Source organism: Microbacterium indicum DSM 19969, assembly GCF_000422385.1.
GTDB lineage: Bacteria > Actinomycetota > Actinomycetes > Actinomycetales > Microbacteriaceae > Microbacterium > Microbacterium indicum.
In genome coordinates this window covers 46,966-68,821 of sequence record NZ_AULR01000017.1, presented here as the reverse complement: position 1 = coordinate 68,821, position 21,856 = coordinate 46,966, and the positions used below count along the sequence as shown (strand labels likewise).

At 72.0% G+C, this 21,856-nt stretch carries 19 protein-coding genes and 1 pseudogene; 12 read left to right on the top strand and 8 right to left on the bottom strand.

Annotated features, from left to right (window positions below; all coding sequences use genetic code 11):
* Positions 1-317: pseudogene (locus H576_RS17215) on the top strand (IS5/IS1182 family transposase); the annotation flags it as partial.
* A 42-nt stretch (positions 318-359) separates the two neighbouring features.
* Positions 360-866, top strand: a complete 507-nt coding sequence (locus H576_RS16430) for an alanine:cation symporter family protein (protein WP_425411272.1) — start codon at positions 360-362, stop codon at positions 864-866.
* 64 nt (positions 867-930) lie between these two features.
* Here H576_RS16430 and H576_RS0111375 read toward each other — a convergent pair whose 3' ends face one another.
* Positions 931-3,756 carry an ExeM/NucH family extracellular endonuclease gene (locus tag H576_RS0111375; RefSeq protein ID WP_029151037.1) on the bottom strand — a complete coding sequence of 942 codons (2,826 nt, stop codon included), beginning with the start codon at positions 3,754-3,756 and terminating at the stop codon, positions 931-933.
* A 188-nt stretch (positions 3,757-3,944) separates the two neighbouring features.
* Complete coding sequence (locus H576_RS0111370; protein WP_029151036.1) at positions 3,945-5,711, bottom strand: proline--tRNA ligase; 1,767 nt, start codon at positions 5,709-5,711, stop codon at positions 3,945-3,947.
* Positions 5,712-5,752: 41 nt separating this feature from the next.
* On the opposite strand from H576_RS0111370, the gene H576_RS0111365 reads away from it, so the two are divergent.
* Positions 5,753-6,652: an LLM class flavin-dependent oxidoreductase gene (locus H576_RS0111365; protein ID WP_029151035.1), complete on the top strand. Its 900-nt coding sequence runs from the start codon at positions 5,753-5,755 to the stop codon at positions 6,650-6,652.
* 109 nt (positions 6,653-6,761) lie between these two features.
* Here H576_RS0111365 and H576_RS0111360 read toward each other — a convergent pair whose 3' ends face one another.
* A complete protein-coding gene (locus H576_RS0111360; RefSeq protein WP_029151034.1) occupies positions 6,762-7,112 on the bottom strand; it encodes a DMT family transporter in 351 nt (116 codons plus the stop codon).
* On the bottom strand, positions 7,112-7,426 hold the full coding sequence (locus tag H576_RS0111355) for a DMT family transporter (RefSeq protein WP_029151033.1): 315 nt from the start codon (positions 7,424-7,426) through the stop codon (positions 7,112-7,114). Before H576_RS0111355 ends, H576_RS0111360 begins: the two co-directional genes overlap by 1 nt.
* Before the next feature lie 207 nt (positions 7,427-7,633).
* On the opposite strand from H576_RS0111355, the gene H576_RS15565 reads away from it, so the two are divergent.
* The 3 genes from H576_RS15565 to H576_RS0111340 are packed head-to-tail and all read left to right on the top strand — an operon-like array spanning position 7,634 to position 10,107.
* A complete protein-coding gene (locus H576_RS15565) occupies positions 7,634-9,472 on the top strand; it encodes a BNR-4 repeat-containing protein (RefSeq protein WP_051172684.1) in 1,839 nt (612 codons plus the stop codon).
* 39 nt (positions 9,473-9,511) lie between these two features.
* Complete coding sequence (locus H576_RS0111345) at positions 9,512-9,718, top strand: ribbon-helix-helix domain-containing protein (RefSeq protein ID WP_029151032.1); 207 nt, start codon at positions 9,512-9,514, stop codon at positions 9,716-9,718.
* Positions 9,715-10,107, top strand: coding sequence for a type II toxin-antitoxin system death-on-curing family toxin (locus H576_RS0111340; protein WP_036320670.1), 393 nt, complete (start codon positions 9,715-9,717; stop codon positions 10,105-10,107). Before H576_RS0111345 ends, H576_RS0111340 begins: the two co-directional genes overlap by 4 nt.
* Here H576_RS0111340 and ispG read toward each other — a convergent pair.
* Positions 10,097-11,227, bottom strand: a complete 1,131-nt coding sequence (ispG, locus tag H576_RS0111335) for a flavodoxin-dependent (E)-4-hydroxy-3-methylbut-2-enyl-diphosphate synthase (RefSeq protein WP_029151030.1) — start codon at positions 11,225-11,227, stop codon at positions 10,097-10,099. The two genes, H576_RS0111340 and ispG, sit on opposite strands and share 11 nt — an antisense overlap.
* A gap of 71 nt (positions 11,228-11,298) precedes the next feature.
* Positions 11,299-11,952 carry a TetR/AcrR family transcriptional regulator gene (locus tag H576_RS15560; protein WP_169564344.1) on the bottom strand — a complete coding sequence of 218 codons (654 nt, stop codon included), beginning with the start codon at positions 11,950-11,952 and terminating at the stop codon, positions 11,299-11,301.
* Positions 11,953-12,022: 70 nt separating this feature from the next.
* Between H576_RS15560 and H576_RS17015 the strand changes: the two genes are divergently transcribed.
* The 6 genes from H576_RS17015 to H576_RS15545 all read left to right on the top strand — a co-directional run bounded on the left by H576_RS17015 (position 12,023) and on the right by H576_RS15545 (position 18,747).
* Complete coding sequence (locus H576_RS17015) at positions 12,023-12,160, top strand: hypothetical protein (RefSeq protein ID WP_211215811.1); 138 nt, start codon at positions 12,023-12,025, stop codon at positions 12,158-12,160.
* 15 nt (positions 12,161-12,175) lie between these two features.
* On the top strand, positions 12,176-14,050 hold the full coding sequence (locus H576_RS15555) for an ABC transporter permease (RefSeq protein WP_051172679.1): 1,875 nt from the start codon (positions 12,176-12,178) through the stop codon (positions 14,048-14,050).
* 164 nt (positions 14,051-14,214) lie between these two features.
* Positions 14,215-16,170: a chorismate-binding protein gene (locus H576_RS0111320; RefSeq protein ID WP_036320667.1), complete on the top strand. Its 1,956-nt coding sequence runs from the start codon at positions 14,215-14,217 to the stop codon at positions 16,168-16,170.
* Complete coding sequence (locus tag H576_RS0111315) at positions 16,167-17,591, top strand: phytoene desaturase family protein (protein WP_029151028.1); 1,425 nt, start codon at positions 16,167-16,169, stop codon at positions 17,589-17,591. The genes H576_RS0111320 and H576_RS0111315 overlap by 4 nt, the downstream gene beginning before the upstream one ends.
* Positions 17,591-18,106, top strand: coding sequence for a GNAT family N-acetyltransferase (locus tag H576_RS16900; protein ID WP_036320664.1), 516 nt, complete (start codon positions 17,591-17,593; stop codon positions 18,104-18,106). Before H576_RS0111315 ends, H576_RS16900 begins: the two co-directional genes overlap by 1 nt.
* Positions 18,103-18,747, top strand: coding sequence for a pentapeptide repeat-containing protein (locus H576_RS15545; RefSeq protein ID WP_051172677.1), 645 nt, complete (start codon positions 18,103-18,105; stop codon positions 18,745-18,747). The genes H576_RS16900 and H576_RS15545 overlap by 4 nt, the downstream gene beginning before the upstream one ends.
* 180 nt (positions 18,748-18,927) lie before the next feature.
* Here the strand turns inward: H576_RS15545 and H576_RS0111300 are convergent, their stop codons facing one another.
* Entirely contained in the window at positions 18,928-20,223 is a 1,296-nt protein-coding gene (locus H576_RS0111300) for a M50 family metallopeptidase (RefSeq protein WP_029151027.1), read from the bottom strand.
* Positions 20,223-21,854 carry a Mur ligase family protein gene (locus H576_RS0111295; protein ID WP_245559173.1) on the bottom strand — a complete coding sequence of 544 codons (1,632 nt, stop codon included), beginning with the start codon at positions 21,852-21,854 and terminating at the stop codon, positions 20,223-20,225. Before H576_RS0111295 ends, H576_RS0111300 begins: the two co-directional genes overlap by 1 nt.
* Between the last annotated feature and the right edge of the window lie 2 nt (positions 21,855-21,856).

Sequence of the window (21,856 nt, the reverse complement as noted above, 5' to 3'; positions counted from 1 at the left end):
CCGCCGCAGTCCGGGGCGACAAGGCGTACTCGTCCCGCGCGATCCGCGGACACCTCCGCTCCCGCGGGATCAAGGCCGTGATCCCCGAACCCGCCGATCAGCAAGGACACCGCAAACGGCGCGGCTCACGCGGCGGCCGCCCCGTCGGCCTCGATACCGCCGACTACAAGAACCGGAACGTCATCGAGCGCCGCTACTGCCACATCAAGCAATGGCGAGGACTCGCCACCCGCTACGACAAGCACGCGATCATCTACCGCGCCGCCGTGATCCTCAACGCCGTCATCGCCTGGACCAGACAATTGTCAGACACACCCTACTTCGACACCTTCCTCGTCTGCTCGATCACGGCGTTCATCGTGCTGACCGCCGTGCCCGACCTCGCGGCGGCGCCCGAGGGCGTCATCGGCATCGAGCTGACCCAGTTCGCGCTCGGCGAGACGCTCGGAGGCTGGGCGATCATCGCGCTCGCGTTCATCATCTTCCTGCTCGCGTTCAGCTCGGTGATCGGCAACTACTACTACGGCGAGGCGTCGATCGAGTTCATCTCGACGAGCCCGCGGGTGCTCTTCGGGTACCGCGTGGTCGTGCTCCTGTCGGTCGCCGTGGGCTCGGTGCTGACGGCCGACGTGATCTGGAACTTCGCCGACGCGGCGATGGGGATCATGGCGCTGACCAACCTCGTCGCGGTCGCGCTGCTCTCGGGGCTCGTCTTCAGATTGATCCGCGACTACAGGGATCAGCGGCGCACGGGGAAGGATCCCGTCTTCACACGCGACCGCCTCCCCGGTGTGAAGGGCATCGCCGTCTGGGAGGACCACCTCTCCGTGACGGGCGTGCTCGACCTGCCTGCCTCCCGGAGCTGAGCCCAGACGGCACGAGGCCCGCTCCCCCGGAAGGGAGCGGGCCTCGGCTGTCTCCGGCCTCGCGTCAGCAGGAGCCGACGACCTGCCAGGGGCCCCAGGCGTCGCCGGGCTTCTGGTTCCGGGTCCACCACTTGGCCTCGTAGACCTGGCCGCCCGAGACGACGCGCTCGCCGCCCGTGTAGACCTGCGACGACGTCCACGCAGTCTCGTCGCCCTCGGCGCAGGCGATCGAGGCGCCCTGCTCCATCCAGGATCCGTAGACCGAGGATCCGGGGGTCTCGGTCGTCCACCACTGGGCCGTGTACACGGCGCCCTGGTACGTCACCTGGTCGCCCTTGTCGTAGACCGAGCCCTGCTGCCAGGCGGGGGCCTCGGGTTCCGTCGGGTCGACGGGGCCGTCGCCGCCGACGGCGATGCCGACGCGGATCGGGTTGTGGTCGCTCGTGCGGAAGACCGAGTCGTCGTACAGCAGCGTCGCGTTGTAGTTGTAGCGGCTGTATTCGAAGCCGACCTGCTCCTGGCCGTTGATCTGCCAGACGTCGACGTCCTGGACGAGCGCGAGCGCCTCGGCGTTCGCGAAGACGTGGTCGAGCGAACCCGACATGCCGTCGTAGACGTAGGTCGGCTCGCCGCCGTTGAGCGCGTAGTTCAGGTTGGTGAACCCGCCCTCCTCGATCGCGACGGCCGGGTCCTCCATGGCGTACGAGTTGAAGTCGCCCGAGAGGAAGACCGGCTCGATCCCCGTCTCGTCCTGGATGTCGGAGACGAAGTCCAGAAGCGAGTTCGCCTGGCCGACGCGGTCCGGGTTGGAGTTGCCCTGGCCCGTTCCGTCGTCGGTGCCGGAGCTCTTCGACTTGAAGTGGTTCGCGAAGACGAGGAAGGCGTCGTCATCACTCGTCCCGACCTCCTTGAAGCCCTGAGCGAGCGGCTCGCGCGCGTTCGACCAGTGCTCCTCGTCGTTCAGGATGTGCGACTCGCCCACCGTCTCGACCTCGTCGGTCTGGTAGATGAAGGCGCTGCGGATCACGTCCTCGTCGTCGGGCAGGTCGGCGGGGCTGGCCGCGTACGCCCAGTCGCCCTGCGATCCCTCGGCGGCGTTGAGCAGGTCGACGAGGTAGGCGAGCGCCGCGTCGCGGTCCTGGCCGAACTCGGACGAGTTCTCGATCTCCTGCAGCGCGAGGATCGATGCGTCGAGCGTGACGATCGACTTCACCGTCTTGGCCTGCTGGCGCTCGAGGTTCTCGTCGTCCGCGGCCCCGCGGGGGCCGACCTCGCCGCAGCGGTTCGTCGTCACGGGCGCGCCCGTGCGGTCGGTGTAGTACGAGCAGCTGATGCCCGTCGAGGCCGCGTACTCCTCACCCGTCGTCGGGAAGAAGTTCAGCACGTTGAAGTTCGCGATCGAGATGTCGCCCGCGAGGTCGGCCGGGGTCTCGGTCGAGAGGCGCGTGTTCTCGACGCTGACGTACGCGGATCCCGTGTCGCCGTATGCGATCGGCTGCGTCGGCTGGAGGGCCCACGTGCTGTATCGGTAGTCGAGGACCATCGGCGCGGCGAACGAGACGGGCGATCCCACGCGCAGGGGGTTCTCGGGCGTCAGGTAGGTGAGCGCGAGGTCCTTGTTCGTGTTGAAGTTCGTCGAGCGGCCGTCGTCGACCGAGATCGTGCGCGCCTGCTCGGCGGCCGCGAACGAGTCGACCGCCTCGGTGTCGTGCGGGTCGACGTATGCCGTCGTCTGGCGCACGACCTGGCCGCCGTCGGCGATCACGAACGAGCCGTAGTAGTTCGTGTCGTAGTTGTCGGAGACGACGAAGTCGGCGTCGTCCGAGAACTGCATGAGCTCGCTCTGATGAGCCTTCTTGCCGGCGTCAGTCGTGACGGCGCTCCAGTCGGCGAACGGTGCGACGTCGCCGAGGCTCTCGTCGAGCTTCGTGACGAGATCGCCGTTCACCTCGGCGAGGCCGTTGTAGTCGACGCGGCCGCCCGTGACCTCGACGCTGTCGCCGATGGCCGGATACGAGGCGGGGCTGTAGACGAAGATCGCGTCGGAGACGCCGTCGGCCGGGTCTCCCGCGGGATCCTGGATCGTGAATCCGTTGAAGCCGCCCTCGGCGTACACGGCCGTCACCACGCCGCGCACCGTGACGGTGCCGCTCGTGAGCTGGTTCGCGTCGGCGATCGAGATGACGTCGCCGGGCTCGGTGGGCTCCTCCGGCTCGCCGGGATCGGTCTCGCCGCCCTCGGACTCGCCGGCCGAGTTGACGGGGGTCGGGGCCGCGGCGGCGAAGTCGGCCGAGTTGTCGTCGGAGTCGGCGGCGGGGTCGACGCGCTGCGCGCTCGTCGCGTTCGAGAGCGTCGGCGCGGCCGCGCCCTCGAAGCTCGCGGCCGAGCCGAAGCCAACCATGTCGACGAGGCCCGAGGCGCCCGCACGGTCGCCCGCGAGCGAGCTGTCGAAGCCGCTGTCGGCGGCGTAGAGGAACACGCGGCCGTTGGTGCCCGACATGTTGATGTCCGCCGTCGCGTCGGGCGTCGGGAGAGCGCCCGCGTCGGCGTTGCCGCCCGCGGCGAGCTGCACGAGGAAGTAGCCGCCCGCCTCGACGGTGCCGTCGAGCGCGAGCGTTCCGCCCGATCCGCCGGCCGCCGAGCGGTACTCGAGCGTCATTCCCGAGAGCTCGATCGCCGATCCCGTCGGGTTGTGGAGCTCGATGAAGTCGTTCGCAAGCGGGGCGCCGCTGTTGCCGCCTCCGCCGTAGACCTCGCTGATGACGACGTCGGAGCCGTCGACCGCGGCGACGGCTCCCGCCGCGGGGAGCACGACGAGCGCTCCCGCGGCGAGCGCGCCGCCCGCGATCCCGGCGACGATGCGCCGCGGGTGTGATGTCTGCTGTGACATGTGAAAGGGGTCTCCCTGTCGGGTGTCTGATCGGGGGGATCCGCCGTCGCGCGACGCCGGTGCGGGCATCATGCCAGGACGGAATGTCCACGGAGTTTCACAGACATGGACGGAGGGAAAACGGTGCCGCGGCACGACGGAGGGGCGACGCGGCTCTCCGCCGCGTCGCCCCTCCGTCGTGCGTCCGATCAGGCCGTGAGGCGCGCGATCGCCTCGGCGACCGAGACGTTCTCGCGCTCGCCCGTGCGTCGGTCCCAGAGCTCGACGATGCCGTCGGCCGCGCCGCGGCCCGCGACGACGAGCTGGGGAACGCCGAGGAGCTCGGCGTCGCCGAACTTGACACCCGGCGAGACCTTGGGGCGGTCGTCGAAGAGCACGTCCCTTCCCGCCTTCTCGAGGCCCGCGATCAGCTCGTCGGCGACGTCGTACGCCTCCTGCGCCTTGCCCGTCGCGACGACGTGGACGTCGAACGGCGCGATCGCCTCGGGCCAGATGAGGCCGCGGTCGTCGCTGAAGAGCTCGGCGATCGCCGCGAGGATGCGCGTGACGCCGATGCCGTACGAGCCCATCGTCACGGTGACCTGCTTGCCGTTCTCGTCGAGCACCTTGAGGCCGAGCGCCTCGGCGTACTTGCGGCCGAGCTGGAAGACGTGTCCGATCTCCATGCCGCGCTCGAGGGCGACGGGGCCGGATCCGTCGGGCGCGGGGTCGCCCGCGACGACGTTCGCGACCTCGACGGTGCCGTCGGACGCGAAGTCACGCCCCGCGACGAGACCGTGCACGTGCTTGTCGCCGGCGTTCGCGCCCGTGATCCACCGCGTTCCCTCGACGACGCGCGGGTCGAGGACGTAGCGGATCCCCGTCGCCGACTCCTCGCCGAGGATCGCGCCCTCGGCGCTCCAGGGTCCGATGAAGCCGCGGACGAGGAGCGGGTTCTGCTCGAAGTCGTCGGCCGTCGCGGGCTCCACCTCGGCGGGGGCGAACGCCACCTCGGCGCGCTTGTCGTCGACCGAGCGGTCGCCGGGCAGGCCGACGACGACGAGCTCGCGGGATCCGTCGAGGTGCGTCAGGGCGAGCACGACGTTCTTGAGCGTGTGGGCCGCCGTCCAGCCGCCCTCGGGGGCGCCGGGGACGACCGCGTTCGCGTGCGCGACGAGGGTGTCGATCGTGTCGGTCCCCGGCGAGTCGAAGACGACGGGCGCGGGGGCGTCGTCGTACGGGATCGCGTCGGGCACGGGCGTCTCGTAGGCCTCGACGTTCGCCGCGTAGCCGCCCGGGCTGCGGACGAAGGTGTCCTCGCCGACGGGCGTGGGGTGCAGGAACTCCTCGCTGCGGGATCCGCCCATCGCGCCGGCGTCGGCCTTGACGATCACGTACTCCATGCCGAGGCGCTGGAAGATGCGCTCGTAGGCGTCGCGCTGCGCCTCGTACGACGCGTCCTGCCCCTCGTCGGTGTAGTCGAAGGAGTAGGCGTCCTTCATCGTGAACTCGCGGCCGCGCAGGAGGCCCGCGCGGGGGCGCGCCTCGTCGCGGTACTTGTCCTGGATCTGGTAGATCGTGAGCGGCAGGTCCTTGTACGACGTGTAGAGGTCCTTCACGAGCAGGGTGAACGCCTCCTCGTGCGTGGGGGCGAGCAGGTAGTCGCCGCCCTTGCGGTCCTGCAGGCGGAAGAGCAGGTCGCCGTACTCCTCCCAGCGGCCGGTCGCCTCATAGGGCTCGCGCGGCATGAGCGCGGGGAAGTGCACCTCCTGGGCGCCCGCCTCGGCCATCTCCTCGCGGATGATGCGCTCGATGTTCGCGCGCACGCGGAGGCCGAGCGGCAGCCAGGCGAAGATCCCGGCGGCCTGGCGGCGGATGTATCCGGCGCGGACCAGCAGCTTGTGCGAGCGGACCTCGGCTTCGGCGGGATCCTCGCGGAGCGTGCGGACGAACAGTTTGGAGAGACGGGTGACCACGTACCCGATTCTAGGCGCGCGCCGGGAGCTAGCCTGGGCGCATGAGGTTCTCGCTGTGGCTGCCCGCCCACCTGCCCTGGACCGAGCTGCGGTCGTCGGCCCAGCACGCCGCCGCCGCCCGCGCCGGCGACGCGTCGTGGCGGGGGCTGTGGCTCGAGGACCACTTCATGGACAACACCGCCGAGCCGAACAACGGCCCGCGCGGGGAGGCGTTCGCGCAGCTGGCGGCGCTCGCCGCGACGATCCCCGACGTGCGGATCGGATCCCTCGTCGTCGGCAACACCTACCGCAACCCCGCCGTCGTCGCGAAGCAGGCCGCCGCGATCTCGGACATCGCCGACGGGCGCTTCGTCTTCGGCGTCGGCGCCGGGTGGCAGGAGAACGAGCACCGCGCCTTCGGCATCGAGTACGGCGACGTGCCGAGTCGGATCCGCTGGTTCCGCGAGGCCCTCGAGATCTGGACCCGCCTGCGCGACGAGCCGTGGGTGACGTTCGCGGGCGAGAGGTACGCGCTCGAGCACGCGTCGCTCAACCCGCGGCCGAAGAGCCTGCCGATCCTCATCGGCGGCAAGGGCGAGAAGGTCATGCCGCGGCTCGTCGCGCAGTACGCCGACGAGTGGAACTTCTGGTCGACGCCCGCGCAGTACGGTCCGAAGAACGCGATCTTCACGGAGGCTCTCGAGAAGGCGGGGCGCGCCTCGTCGTCGCTGTGGCGCTCGACGCAGGCGATCGTCCTGCCCGGCGAGGCCGAGAAGGCCGCCGCGATGTCGCGGCCCGCGGTCGGCGGATCCGCGCAGCAGATCGTCGACGCCATGGGCGCGTACGCCGAGGCGGGGGTCGACGAGTTCATCCTCCCCCTGACGGCGATGACCTCGTCCTCCGAGATCGACGACCGATCCGACTGGTTCCTCGCGGAGGTCGCCGCCCGCTTCGCGGCCTGACGCACGGAGAACGCGGAGACGGCCGCTCCCGCCCTCGCGAGCGGCCGTCTCCGCGTTCTACGCGACGAGCAGCAGGACGCCCGCGACGGCGGCGAGGATCTGCATCCCGCTATCGTCCCACCGCCGGATCCGCGCTCGCCTCCCCCGGCTTCACGAGCTTGAGCCCGATGACGGCGCCGACGATGCCCGCGATGAAGAGGAGCCGGAGAACCGTGACGGGCTCGGACCCCGTGAGCATCGCGAAGCCGACCGTCAGGGCGGCGCCCGTTCCCGTCCAGACCGCGTAGGCGGTGCCGATCGGGATCGACCGGGCGGCGTAGCCGAGGCCCAGCATGCTGAGGGTCACGCCGACGGCGAAGATCGCGGTGGGGACCGGGAGCCGGAGGCCGCCAGACTCGCCGAGAGCCGTCACCCAGACGGCCTCCAGGACGGCGCTCGCGAGCAGGATCACCCAGGGCATCAGCTCACCGCCTTGAGGCCGACGACGCACCCGACGAGCAGCATCAGCAGGCCCGCGCGGGCCCAGGTGATGCGCTCCTCGCGGCGGATCGCCGAGAGCAGGACCGTGAGAACGGCGCCGATGCCGACCCACACGGCGTAGGCGGTTCCGGTCGGGATCGTCACCATCGCGACGGCGAGCCCCGCCATGCTCGCGATCATCGAGACGACGAAGAGGAGGGCCGGGCGCCAGCGGCGGAAGCCCTTCGACGCGCTCAGCGCCGTGGCCCACACCGCCTCGAGCGCTCCGGATGAGATGAGGATCAGCCAGTCCACGGGGATCGGCTCCTTCCGCGGGGCGTCCCGAATGCGGTCTCTGCGGCCGGGCCGTCCCGACACGACCAGGCTATCTGCGCGCGCTGGGCAGGAGGTGGGCAGAGCGATGTGCGATTTCCGTGCGAGTGGGGCGCAGGGGTCGCGGCGGCCGGGCATGCGCTGGCACGCTGAGGCGACCTGTCCGTGCACCCGTTCGATGAGGAACCGATGCTGCTCCACGCGCACGCCCGAAAGGGCATTCTCCGCCGTCCGTTCGCCCTGCTCGCCGCCGTCCCGCTCGCGGCGGCCGCGCTCGTCACGACCCCCGCCGCCGCCACCGCGGCGACGACCGTCTCCGACCTCCCCTTCGAGGTCGACTCCTCGAACCAGGCGGGGTGGTGGAACCCCGTCGACAGCGCCGACGGCACGACCTACGTCGCCTTCGACGCGCCCGGCCCCACCGCCGCGACGCACGAGGTGCACGTTGCGGCCCAGTCCGCGGACGGATCCTGGCAGGCCGGCTGCCTGCACGACGCCTCAGGCACCTGCGCGACCTTCGCCGACGACAACGGCCACAACCAGCCGTCGATCGCGGTCGACGGCGCGGGCGACATCCACGTGTTCACGTCGATGCACAACGAGGCCTGGCACTACTTCCGCTCGACCGAGGCGGGCGACGTCGGATCCCTCGTCGACGCGTCGGCCGCGATGCCCGACCAGGGCGCCGGCATCACCTACCCCGTGACGACGAGCTCCCCCGACGGCGACGTCTACGCGCTCGTCCGCGTCGGCCGCGACGACCGCGGAGCCCGAACCGGCGGCCTGTACCGCTACGACGTCGAGGAGGGCACCTGGTCGCTCGAGACGGTCGTCGGCGACGCCCGCGGCTCCGCCTTCTACCCCGACGACCTCGAGGTCGACGACCGCGGCCGCGTCCACATCCTGTTCGAGTGGTCGCAGTTCCCCGCCTCCCCCTCGCGGCACCTCGGCTCGTACGCCGTCTACGACCCGTCGACGGGCGCCTTCCAGGACGCCGCCGGCGCGACCCTCGAGGCGCCCCTGACGCCCGACTCCGGCGGAGCCGTCGTGTACCAGCCCCTCATCGAGGGCGAGGACGCCGACTCCTACGCCCCCGCGCTGCAGAGCGCGAAGATGTCGATCCACGCGAACGCGCTCGACGGCATCGTCTACCGCTTCCGCGAGGCGGGCACGGGCGCGTCGGACGGATACGTCGTCAAGTACGCGACCTGGCAGGGCGGATCCTGGTCTCTCGAGTCGCTCATCGACGGCGCCGAGCTCGACGGCGCCGAGACCGTCGCGGCCCTCGGCGCGACGCGTGCCGGCGGAACGAGCCGCGTGTACGCCGTCGTGCAGACGAACTCGTGCGTCACGGGATCGCTCAGCTCGGTCGTCGTCGGCGAGCGGCGCCCCGGATCCGGATCCTGGTCGTTCGGCCTCGTCGGCGAGCCCGCGTCGAACCCGCAGCGCCTCGGCGCCGTGACGGACGAGCGCGGCACCGACCACGTCTACATCACGACCCCCGCCGAGGGCCGCCTGCAGGTCGCGGATCTGCCGCGGCACGGGCTCCTCGACGGATCGACGGCGGCCGACCTCGTGGCCTCCCTGCGCGGGACCGACGACCGCGAGAACGTCGCGCTCGGATCCGACGTCACGGTCTCGTCGCAGAACCGGGACGACACGGGCGGCGCGCTCGCCGTCGACGGGAGCTGCATCGACGCGAGCCGCTGGATCTCGGCGCCCGACGACGCGGATCCCACCCTCACCGCCGAGTGGGGCGAGGACCGCGAGGTCGACACGGTGCGCATCCGCAGCGGCTACACGGGAGGCGACGGCGCCGCGTCGGTCCTACGCTCCGCGACCGTCGAGCTCCGCACGGCCGACGGGTGGACGCAGGTCGGTGCACTCGAGGGCAACACCGACGCGGCCTGGGAGACCTCGTTCGACGCGGTCTCGGCCGACGCGGTGCGGATCCTCATCACGGACCCGTCGTCGTCGGCCGTCGACGTCGCGCGGATCTACGAGGTCGAGGCGCTCGCCGCGGGGTGAGCGGGCACCCATCTGCTACCGGATTGATACCATCACCGCATGGCCATGACGCTCCGACTCCCCGACGACCTCGACGCCAAGCTCGCACGCGTCGCCGAGGCCGAGCACACCTCGAAGCACGCCGCAGCGGTGAGCGGGATCGAAGAGTACGTGCGGCATCGTCTGGGGATGATCGAGGTCGATCAGGGCATCGACATGATCCTCGAGCGCGACGCGAGCCTGCTGAAGCGTCTCGCGGACGCATGACGACGGAGCCCCTGACGCTCGCGCAGGCGGCGCGCTGGATCGAGAGATCCGGCCTCCGCCTGCGCGACGCGGGCCTCCTGGGATCCGCGCTCGCGCGGCCCGCGACGACCTTCGGCGGCGACGAGGTCTACCCGACGCTCGCCGAGAAGGCGGCCGTGCTCATGGATTCGGTCGCGCGGAACCACGCGCTCATGGACGGGAACAAGCGCACCGCGTGGGCGCTCATGAACCTGTTCCTCTGGATCAACGGAGCCGAGATCGAGGCGGGCGAGGACGAGGCCTTCGCGTTCATCCTCGACGTCGCGACCGGCGCTCTTCCGTACGAGAGGAGCGCACTCTGGATCGGCGCGAGGATCCGCCCGCGCCCTCCTCAGGCGCTCACGCCGTGATGACCTGGGCGGTGCCCACCTGGGCGTCGGGGCCCATCTCGTCGGCGATGCGATTGGCCTCGGCGATCAGGGTCTCGACGATGTCGGCCTCGGGCACCGTCTTCACGACCTCGCCCTTGACGAAGATCTGACCCTTGCCGTTGCCCGACGCGACGCCGAGGTCGGCGTCGCGCGCCTCGCCCGGGCCGTTGACGACGCAGCCCATGACGGCGACCCGCAGCGGGACCGTCATGTCCTTGAGGCCCTCGGTCACGCTGTCGGCGAGCGAGTAGACGTCGACCTGGGCGCGGCCGCAAGACGGGCACGACACGATCTCGAGCTTGCGCTCGCGCAGGTTCAGCGACTGCAGGATCTGGTGCCCGACCTTGACCTCCTCGGCCGGCGGGGCCGAGAGCGAGACGCGGATGGTGTCGCCGATGCCCTCGGAGAGGAGGATGCCGAACGCGGTGGCCGACTTGATCGTGCCCTGGAAGGCGGGGCCGGCCTCGGTCACGCCGAGGTGCAGCGGCCAGTCGCCGCGCTCGGCGAGCTGGCGGTAGGCCTTGACCATGACGACCGGGTCGTTGTGCTTGACCGAGATCTTGAAGTCGTGGAAGTCGTGCTCCTCGAAGAGCGAAGCCTCCCAGACCGCCGACTCGACGAGAGCCTCGGGCGTCGCCTTGCCGTACTTCTCGAGCAGGCGCCGGTCGAGGGATCCCGCGTTCACGCCGATGCGCAGCGAGACGCCTGCGGCCTGCGCGGCGCGGGCGATCTCGCCGACCTTGTCATCGAACTTGCGGATGTTGCCGGGGTTGACGCGCACGGCGGCGCAGCCGGCGTCGATCGCCTGGAAGACGTACTTCGGCTGGAAGTGGATGTCGGCGATGACGGGGATCTGGCTCTTCTTCGCGATGATCGGCAACGCGTCGGCGTCGTCCTGGCTCGGGACGGCGACGCGGACGATCTCGCAGCCCGAGGCGGTGAGCTCGGCGATCTGCTGGAGGGTCGCGTTGATGTCGGTCGTCTTCGTCGTCGTCATCGACTGCACCGAGACGGGTGCGTCGCCGCCGACCTTGACCTTGCCCACGTTGATCTGCCGCGACTTGCGACGGGGGTGGAGGATCTCGGGGACGCGAGGCATACCGATGTTCACTGCAGGCACACGCAAAGCCTACGCTGGCGCCCGCGGCGGGGCGCCCTCTTCCAGCACCCCTACAGGAGGGGGTCGGGCGGCGTGCCGATTCCGCCCGGGTGCATCACGGGCGCCGTGAGCATGCCGGCCGCGGCGTCGACGAGGAACCAGCCGACGCCGATCCACCCGCTCTCCTCGATCCCCACCGCGGCCTGCGCCTCGTATCCGGCGCAGACGTTGAGCACAAGCCCCCCGACGATCGCGCTGCGGGCCCCGATAACGCGACGGGGCACGCCGGGCGCCAGGCGCGCGAGGACGCCGACACCCTCGGACACCTCGGTCGTCCGCGTGACGCGGGCGAGGATCTCGCGCCCGGCGGGGTGCGCCGCGGCCTGCACGAGGAACCGCGCCCGCCAGCTGGGCCGCGGGAGCGCGTCGAGGTTCTCGACGAACGGCATGAGGCGCGTCGCGAGGATCTCCTGGGCCGTGGGCTCCGCCCCGAGCGCGGCCTCGAGCTCGCGCCGGCGCGCGAGGGTCGCCTCCGTGTGCCGCCCCACGAGCGCCTCGAGCAGCTCGTCGCGCCCGCCGAAGTGGTAGGCCACGGCCGAGTGGTTCGACATGCCGGCCGCGTCGGCGATCTGGCGCGCCGAGACGGCGGCGACGCCCTCGGACGCGTAGAGCCGCTCGGCCGCGTCCATGAGCTGCTCCCGCACCCTGTCGCCGTGTCGTCCCATGCTGACCGCTTCCTCCAAATGCCGTTCCGGCGCTTCTCTTTTTACGCCATGTGTCTTAATTTCGGTGATCGTGACGATGACACCGACCCCGCCGACGCGCCGCGCCGCACGCGGATCCACACCAGAAGAACCCGCCGAGACGCCGACCCCCGAGGAGCTCGAGGAGAAGGCCGCGAAGCGCGCCACGGCCGAGATCATCGGCCGATAGGCGGCGATCTTGATCATGCCGCTGATCCTCGTCGGCATGATGATCACGAGCTACCTCGGCACGATGCAAGCGCCCGAGCCGAACCACATGCCGATCGTCGTCGCGGGCGCGCAGGCGGGAGACGTGGCGAGCGCGCTGGCCGACGCCGAGGGCGACGCCGTCGACGTCTCGACGGCCGACTCGGCGCTCGAGGCGCGCGAGGCCGTCATCGCGCGCGAGGTCTCGGCGGCGATCGTCGTCGGCGACGGATCCGCGACCATCTACACGTCGAGCGCAGCGGGGGCGTCGCAGGCGAGGACGGTCGTCTCGCTCGTCGCGCCCTTCCTCGGCGAGGAGGGCCTCGCGCCCACCAACGAGGACGTGGCGCCCCTCCCCGACGGCGACCTCACGGGCATGGGCGCGATGCTCATGACCACGGCGCTCGTCATGGCGGGGTACCTCCCGTTCAGCGTCCTCGCGTCGAACAGCCCCGAGCTGCTGCGCTTCCGCCGCATCGTCCCGCTCATGGCGGGGTGGGCCGCGCTCATCGCGGGCATCGTGTGGGCCGTCGCGGGCCCGATCCTCGGGGTCGTCTCGCTCGACCGCACCCCGGCGGTCCTCGTGATCGACTGGCTCGAGGTCTTCGCGATCTCGAGCGTGCAGCTGTTCATCACGCGGCTCCTCGGCCCGCTCGGCGTGATCGTCGGGATGCTCTTCCTCATGGTGCTCGGCATGCCGTCGTCGAACATGGCGATGTCGGTCTACACGATGCCGACGTTCTTCCAATGGACGCACGGGTTCCTGCCGATGCCGGCGATCGGCGAGTCGATGCGATCCGTCCTCTACTTCGGCGGGGAGGGCGTCACGCCGCACCTTCTCGTCCTCGCGCTCGGCGCCGCGGCGGGCCTGCTCGCGACCAAGGCGTACGACGCGATCTCGCGGCGTCGCCACCCCGAGGGCCGCGAGCTCGCGCCCTCGATCCCGACCCTGTGGGGCGGCAGGCGCCCGGCCTCGCGCGTCGGGCGCTACATCTCGGTCCTCGCCTTCCCCCTCGCGATGGTCACGATGATGATCTCGTCGATGCTCGGCTCGATGCACGCCGCGACGCCGCACGACATGCCCGTCGCCGTGGTCGGGCAGACGTCCGATCAGGCGCAGCAGGCGGCCGACGGGCTCGACGAGCAGATGGACGGCATGTACGACTTCGCGGTCTACGCGGCGGCCGACGAGGACGACGTGCGCACGCTCGTCGAGGATCGGGATCTCGTCGCGGCGATCGTCCTGCCCACGCAGGACAGCCCGCAGTTCACCCTCATCGCCAACCAGGCCGCGTCGGGGACGGCGTTCCAGGTCGTCGACGGCACCTTCGCGCAGGTCGCGGCGGCGCAGGAGATGCCGCTCGTCGTCGACGACGTCGCTCCCCTGCCGGACAGCGACCCGAACGGGGTCGTCGTCATGTACCTCGCGATGGGATGGATCCTCGCGGGCTTCATGGTCGTGGTCGTCGCGGCCAACGCGCAGCCGCGCAGACGCCCGCTGAAGCGCATGCTGCCGCTCCTCGCCGCCTACGCCCCGTTCATGTCGGCGGTCGTCGGAGTCATCGCGGGCCCGATCACGGGCGCCGTCGACGGGCACTTCGCGGCCCTCTGGGGCGCGGGAACCGTCACGATCGCCTGCGTCACGATGTTCGCGATGGTGTTCGAGCGCCTCATCGGCGTGCTCGCTGTGCTGCCGACCGTCGGCACGCTGATGTTCCTCGGCGTCCCGTCGTCGAACGCCGCGATGTCGGAGTGGATGGTGCTCGGGATCTGGGGCGCCGTCTCGCTCGCGATCGTGATCGGGATCGACGCCGTGCGCCCGCCGCGGACGGCGCACGACTTCGGCGAGACGGAGCCCGTCATGAGCGCCTGAGGCCGTGTGGTAATTTCGTCGCATGTTCGCGGCACAGTCCTGGTGGTGGCTCGTCTCCTAGGCGGCCCCACTCTCGCGAATCCTCTCAGAGAACGACCGTCGATCCGGCGGTCGTTTCGCGTATGCGGGGCGTTCCGCCCGTCGCACGACACAGAAAGCGGAACATGAGCACCACCGCGCAGCGCATCCTCGATCTCGCGGCCGACCCCGCCGCGTCCTTCGCCCTCCTGGCCCGCGGCGACGGCTCCGAGGTCGAGATCCTCACGGGTCCGACGCTCGACGTCGAGCTCCTGGCCGACATCCCGCTCGAGCGGGCCGACGGATCCCCGCGGGAGGTCCTCGCGCTCGTCCCCTACCGTCAGGTGCGCGAGCGCGGCTTCGACGCGCACGACGACGGCGCGCCCCTGCGCTGCCTCCTCGTCGAGCAGCACGACCAGATCCCGTCGGCGGAGGCGATCGCGGCGCTCCCGTCGGAGGAGATCCCCCTGGCAGACGCGGGCTTCGACATCGACGACGAGGCGTACGCCGAGACGGTCCGCACCGTGATCCGCGACGAGATCGGGCGCGGAGAGGGGGCGAACTTCGTCATCCGCCGCGACTTCACCGCCGGCGTCGACGCCGACCCGCGCCTCGCGGCCCTCACCTGGTTCCGCGCGCTGCTCGAGCACGAGCGCGGCGCGTACTGGACCTTCGCGATCGTCACGCCGGGGCACGTCGCCGTGGGCGCGAGCCCCGAGGCGCACGTGACGGCGGTCGACGCCGGTCCGGCGGGCCGCACCGTCACGATGAACCCGATCTCGGGCACCTTCCGCCACCCCGCGGGCGGCGCGACGGTCGAGGCGCTCAGCGCGTTCCTCGACGACGCCAAGGAGACCGAGGAGCTCTTCATGGTCGTCGACGAGGAGCTCAAGATGATGAGCGCCGTCTGCGGCGACGGGGGCCGGATCACGGGGCCGCACCTCAAGGAGATGTCGCGCCTGACCCACACCGAGTACGTCCTGCGCGGCACCTCGAAGATGGACCCGCGCAACATCCTGCGCGAGACGATGTTCGCACCGACGGTGACGGGCTCGCCCATGCAGAACGCGTGCGCCGTCATCACGCGGCACGAGTCCGAGCCGCGCGGCTACTACTCGGGGGTCGCGGCCCTCTTCACGCCGCGCGACGGGGGCCACGACCTCGACGCGCCGATCCTCATCCGCACGGCGTACCTCGCCGACGGCCGGCTGCGCGTCGCCGCGGGCGCGACCCTCGTGCGCCACTCGGATCCCTACGGCGAGGTCGCCGAGACGCACGGCAAGGCGGCGGGAGTCCTCGGAGCGATCGGCGCGATCCCCCGCGCGGTCACCTCGGTCGCGGGCGTCGACCAGGACGCGCCGGCGGAGGCGCCCGCGCGCCTCGCGGACGACCCGCTGATCGCCGCCCAGCTCGCCTCGCGCAACGCGCGCCTCGCGCCGTTCTGGCTCGATGACCAGTCGGCGGCGCCGGCCGAGCGGCCCCTCGCGGGGCGGAGCGCGATCGTCGTCGACGCCGAGGACCGGTTCACGACGATGCTCGCCCACCAGCTGCGCCACCTGGGCCTCGCGGTCGAGATCGTGCCGTGGGAGGAGGCGACGCCCGAGCGCGTCGACGCCGCCGACATCGTCGTGTCGGGCCCCGGCCCCGGGGATCCGAACGACGCGTCGAGCCCCCGCATCGCGCGCCTCCGCGAGGTCGTGTCGCGGCGCCTCCAGGCGCACGCCCCGATCGTCGCCGTGTGCCTGAGCCACCAGGTGCTCGCGCGCGAGCTCGGCATCGGCAGCGGCCCGCTCGCGAGCCCGCACCAGGGCGTGCAGCTCACGGTCGACCTGTTCGGCGAGCCCGCCGCGATCGGGTTCTACAACACGTTCACGGCGCGCGTCCTGCCGGGCGTGAGCCACCTGACGCCGAGCGAGAGCCGCTGCCCCGGCGTCGGCGAGGTCGAGATCGCGGCCGCCGACAACGGCGACGTGTACGCGCTCCGGGGATCCGGATTCGCGAGCGTCCAGGGCCACCTCGAGTCGATCCTGTCGCGCGACGGGATCCGAACCCTCGAAAGGCTCGTCACCCACGCCGCGACCCCCGCTACCGTGGGAGCGTGACTACCTCGGATCGCGACCTCGACCTCGACGCCGTCGTCGTCGGCTCGGGCCCCAACGGGCTCGTCGCCGCCGTGACGCTCGCGGAGGCGGGGTGGAAGGTTGCGGTCTTCGAGGGGCAGCAGACGCCGGGCGGCGCGCTGCGCAGCCACGAATCGCTTCTGCCGGGATTCGTCTTCGACTCGGGGGCTTCGAACCACCCGATGGCGATGGCGAGCCCCGCCTTCCGCGAGCTCGGGCTCGAGCGCGAGGGCCTGCGCTTCGCCCAGACCGACGTCCCGCTGGGGCACCCGATCGCGCCGGGCCGCTCGGCGCTGCTGCGCCGCGACGTCGCCGAGACGGCCGCGGGCTTCGGACGCGACGCGGCGCTCTGGCGCGGGGTCATGGGCCGCTTCGCCGGCAGGTGGCGGCAGGTCGGGCGCGCGATCGGCGACCCGCTGCACCCGACGCCCGACCTCATCGCGCTCGGCGCGACGAGCGTGTGGCCGACGCCCTGGATCCTGCGGGCCCTGCGGGACGAGCGCTCGCGCGCCCTCCTCTCGGGCCTCGCGGCCCACTCGATCGTCGACCTGCGCCAGCCGGCGACGGCCCTCGTCGGCGTCGCCCTCGGAGCGTTCGCGCACGGGGTCGGCTGGCCCGTCGCGGTCGGCGGCTCGCAGTCGATCGCCGACGCCCTCGTCGCGCGGCTCGAGTCGCTCGGCGGCGCCGTCGTCACGGGCGAGCGCGTGACCGACGTCGAGGCGCTCCCCCACGCGCGCGCCGTGATCCTCGACACGTCTCCCCGCGAGGCGCTGCGGATCGCGGGCCATCGCTTCCCCGCGCGCTACGCGAACGCCCTGCACCGCATGCGCTACGGCGCGGGGGTCTACAAGATGGAGTGGGCGCTCGACGCCCCCGTCCCGTGGGCCGACGAGGGCCTCGCCGACGCGGGGTTCATCCACCTCGGGGGAACCGCCGAGCAGGTCATCGCCGCCGAGCGCGACGTCGCGCGCGGTCGCCTCCCCGACGAGCCGTTCCTGCTCCTCTCGCAGGCGTCGCGCATGGATCCGTCCCGCGCGCCCGAGGGCAAGGTCGCGTTCAGCGGCTACGCGCACGTGCCGTTCGGGTACGACGGCGACATCTCCGAGAGCATCGAGGCGCGCATCGAGGCTTTCGCGCCCGGGTTCCGCGAGCGCGTGCTCGCGCGGCGGTCCTGGGATCCCGCGGCGCTCGAGGCCTACAACCCCAACCTCGTGGGCGGCGCGATCGACGGGGGCCTCTCGAGCCTGCCGCAGCTCCTCGCCCGCCCGCGCCTGTCGCTCACGCCCTGGGCGACGCCGGATCCGCAGGTCTTCCTCGCCTCCGCCTCGACTCTCCCCGGCCCCGGGGTCCACGGCATGCCGGGCCGCCTCGCCGCCCGCACCGTGCTCGCGCGCCTCGGCTGATGCGGGTCGATCTCTTCGACGGCGCAGCCGCGATCGACCGCGGTGACGAGATCTGGGCCGTCTACCAGGCGGTGTTCGGCGACGCACCCGACCGCGACGAGTGGCTCGGCGGTCTCCTGCGTCGCCACGCCCGGCGCGACGAGTTCCGCCTCGCCGCCTCATACGCCGACGACGCGATGATCGGGTTCGCCTACGGATATCGCGGGGCCCGGGGCCAGTACTACACCGACAGCGTGCGCGAGGCGCTCGGCCCCGACGCGGACCTGTGGACCCCCGGCTTCGAGTTCGTGCAGTTCGGGGTGATCCCGCAGCACCGTCGGACGGGCGTCGGCGGCGCCCTGTATGACGCCGTCTTCCGAGGGGTCCGCGGCGCCGCCCTCCTGAGCACCTGGGACGACGACGCCGACCCCGCGGTGGTCTTCTACCGAGCCCGCGGCTGGCGCCGCCTCGCGACGCATCCGAGCTACGACGGCACCCGCGTCATGCAGATCATGGGCAGGACGGTCGATCCGTGAAGGCGCCGTCCCTCCCCCAGCTGGGGCTCGAGGATCTCCGGCCCGGCGACGCGTACGACCTCGCGCCCCGCACGACGGCCGAGGGCCTCTCGTTCGACGCCCTGACCCTCGACGCGTTCGACATCGAGGGCGGAACCCTGATCGCGTGCGACCTCGCGGGCGTCCGCGCGCCCGAGGGCAGCACCCGGTACGCGCAGGTCCTCGAGTCGCGCGTCAAGCGCCTCGACGTCCCCGTCCTGCGCGGCACGCGCAGCCGGTGGCGCGACGTCGAGGTCCGCGGATCCCGACTCGGCTCCGTCGAGTCCTTCGACTCGGCGTGGGAGGCCGTGCACTTCGTCGACTGCCGCCTGGGGTTCGTGAACTTCCGCGGCTCGACGCTCCAGGACGTGACCTTCACGGACTGCACGATCGACGAGCTCGACCTCGGGCAGTCGAAGATCACCCGCTTCGCCGCCCCGGGGACCCGGATCTCGCGGCTCGACGTCGCCCAGGCGACGCTCCGCGACGTCGACCTGCGCGGCGCGGACCTCGACGGCCTCGCGGGGGTCCCGTCTCTGCGCGGCGCGACGATCTCGTCGCTCCAGCTGCAGCAGCTCGCGCGCCTCCTCGCCGAGTCGCACGGCATCGCCGTCGAGGGCTGAATCCACCCGCGGCGTGCTCGCCCCCCCCGCACTCCACCTGACGAGCGGAGCGGTCAGGGGCCGGGCGGCGCCGGCATCGGGCCTGGCGGGAGCGGCGAAGCCGCCGGGGACTGCGCCGCCCGCCCCCTGACCGCGAAGCGGACGCGACCGAAGCCGGTCGCGGCCGGGCCGGCCGGAAACCTACCCCGTCCCGAACAGGTCGACGGGGTTGAACAGGTCTGCTGCGAGGAGCAGCACGCTCATGCCGATCATGAGGGTCACGACGACGAGCGTGAGGGGAACGAGGCGCGTCGCGTCGGCCGGCTTCGGGGTGCCCTTGCGGCGGATCCGGAACCACATCCTCTTGATCCCGTCCCAGAGGGCGACGACGACGTGGCCGCCGTCGAGCGGGAGGAGAGGGATGAGGTTGAACACCATGAGGGCGACGTTGAGCGACGCGAGGAGGTTCACGATGGTCGCGACGCGGTCCATGATCGGGGCGTCGGCCGCGGCGACCTCGCCGGCGATGCGCCCGACGCCGACGACGCCGATGGGCCCGTCGGGGTCGCGCGCCTGGCCCGTGAAGAGGTCGACGGCGGTCTCGTAGATCCGCTGGGGCAGGTGGACGATGACGTCGACGACGTTGCCGACCTGCTGGCCCGTCGCCTGGATCCCGGCCCAGATCGGCTGGGCCTCGCGCTCGGTCGTGGGGCTGAACCCGACGAAGCCGACCTGGCCCGTGACGGTGTCGCCGTTCTCGTCGGTGTACTGGTTCTCGGCGAGCACGGGCGTGATCTGCAGCGTCACGTCGGACCCGTCGCGCTCGACCGTGAGCGGGATCGTGTCGCCGGCGTGGACGCGGATGATCGCCGAGGCCTCGTCGAAGGTCGCGACGTCGGTGCCGTCGACCGCGACGATGACGTCGCCGGGCTCGAGGCCCGCGGCCGCGGCGGGCGACGGCGTGTCGCCCGAGGCGCACTCGGTCTGGTCGGTGTCGGCGGGGAGGACGCACTGCGACACGGTCCCGACGGTCGTCGTCGAGGTGTACATGCCGATCCCGGAATAGAGGATCGAGAACAGCACGGCCGCGAGGACGAGGTTCATGAAGGGGCCGCCGAGCATGACGACGAGGCGCTTCCACGTGGCCTGCTTGTAGAGGACGCGGTCGCCGGCGTCGCCGATCGACTCGTCGTTGGCGGCGCGCGCCTCCTGCACGAGCGTCGACCACACGCGCTTGCGGATCCCCTCGGCCTCGGGGCTCGGCGGGTACATGCCCGAGATCGAGATGAAGCCGCCGAGCGGCAGCGCCTTGAAGCCGTATTCCGTCTCGCCCATGCGCCGCGACCAGAGGGTCGGCCCGAAGCCGATCATGTACTGCCCGACGCGCACGCCGAAGGCCTTGGCGGGGAGGATGTGCCCCATCTCGTGGAGCGCGATCGAGATGCCGAGGCCGACGAGCATGACGAGCACGCCGACGATGAACGCGATGACGGCCATCAGTCGTCGAGGTACGGGTTCGGCCACACCCGGTCGGGTGCGGGCCAGCCCGCCGCGATGAGCGCGCGGCGCGAGAGCTCGCGGGCCGAGTAGCCCCACTGGGTGCCCTCGATGTCGCGGTAGTTCTGGTGGCCCGGCCCCGCCCAGAGGATCGCGTCGCCGGGGCCGACGAGCGAGACGGCCTTCACGATCGCGGCCTCGGGCGGCGAGACCTCGTAGATCTCGTGCTGCGGGTCGGCCGCGCGGGCGGCGCCGAGCAGGGTCTGGCGGATCGACGGGGCGTCCTCGAAGCGCGGGTGGTGGTCGGTGATCACGACGATGTCGGACCCCTCGACCGCCGTGCGGCCCATGTCGGGGCGCTTGAGGGTGTCGCGGTCGCCGTCGGCGCCGAAGAGCATGAGGACGCGGCCGGGGGTGACGCGGCGGACGGCGGCGAGGGTCTTCTCGAAGGCGTCGGGCGTGTGCCCGAAGTCGACGTAGACCGCGGGCCCCTCCGCGCCCGAGACGAGCTGCGTGCGTCCGGGGACCCACGCGCGGATCCCGCCGTCGCGCTCGAGCGCCTCGCGGATCCGCGACCACGTGTATCCGGCCTCGAGGAGCATGACGATCGCGAGGCCCGCGTTCGACGCCATGTGCGCGCCGATGACGGGGACCGTCGTCTCGAGGGATCCCTCCGGGCCCGTCAGGCGGAAGGACGTGCCGCGCTGCTCCTCGCGGGTGACCTCGACGATCCAGTCGGCCTTCTCGGCCACGGCGCGATCGGCCGCGATGTCGGGGGTCGCGATCGTCGTGACGGGCACGGTGGCCTCGGCGGCGATGCGGGATCCGGGGGTCGAGTCGAGCGAGACGACGGCTCGGCGGGCGCGCTCCTTCGTGAAGAGCGGAGCCTTCGCCTGGTAGTACGACTCCATGTCGCCATAGTCGTCGAGGTGGTCATGCGTCAGGTTGGTGAAAGCCATGACGTCGAAGAGAACGCTGTCGACCCGGTGGCGCGTGACGGCCTGGGCGCTGACCTCGATCGCGACGGCCTCGACGCCGGCCTCGCGCATGCGCGCGAGCTGCGCGTGGAACTCGGTGGCCTCGGGGCTCGTGAGGCCCGCGACGACCCGCTCCCCCGCGATGACGCGCTCGGCGGAGGTCGACGCGCCGGAGACGGCGCCGATCTGGGTCAGGAGCCCGTCGAGGAGGTGCGTGACGCTCGTCTTGCCGTTCGTGCCGGTCGTCGCGAGGAGCAGCGGAAGCTCGTCGTCGGGCGTCGTGCCGTAGACCCACGCGGCGGCCGCCGGGAGCGCCCCGCGCGGGTCGTCGACGACGACGACGGGGAGACCCGTGCCGTCGGCGAGCGCCGCACCGTCGGCGTCGGTCAGGACGGCCGAGGCGCCGTTCGCGGCCGCCTGCACCGCGAACTCGGCGCCGTGGCGGTTGGCGCCGCGGATCCCGACGAAGACGTCGCCGGCCGCGAGGTCGCTGGACGAGAGCGTGATCCCGGTGATCCGGGCGTCGTCGCCCCGCAGCTCGCCGCCGATCCGCGTCGCGAGCTCGGCGAGCGAGCGGGGCGTCGGGCGCTGCGGACGCAGCATCGTCGGGGGCGTGCGCCGCACGCGCGGGAGCTGTGTGAGGTCGATGTCCATCG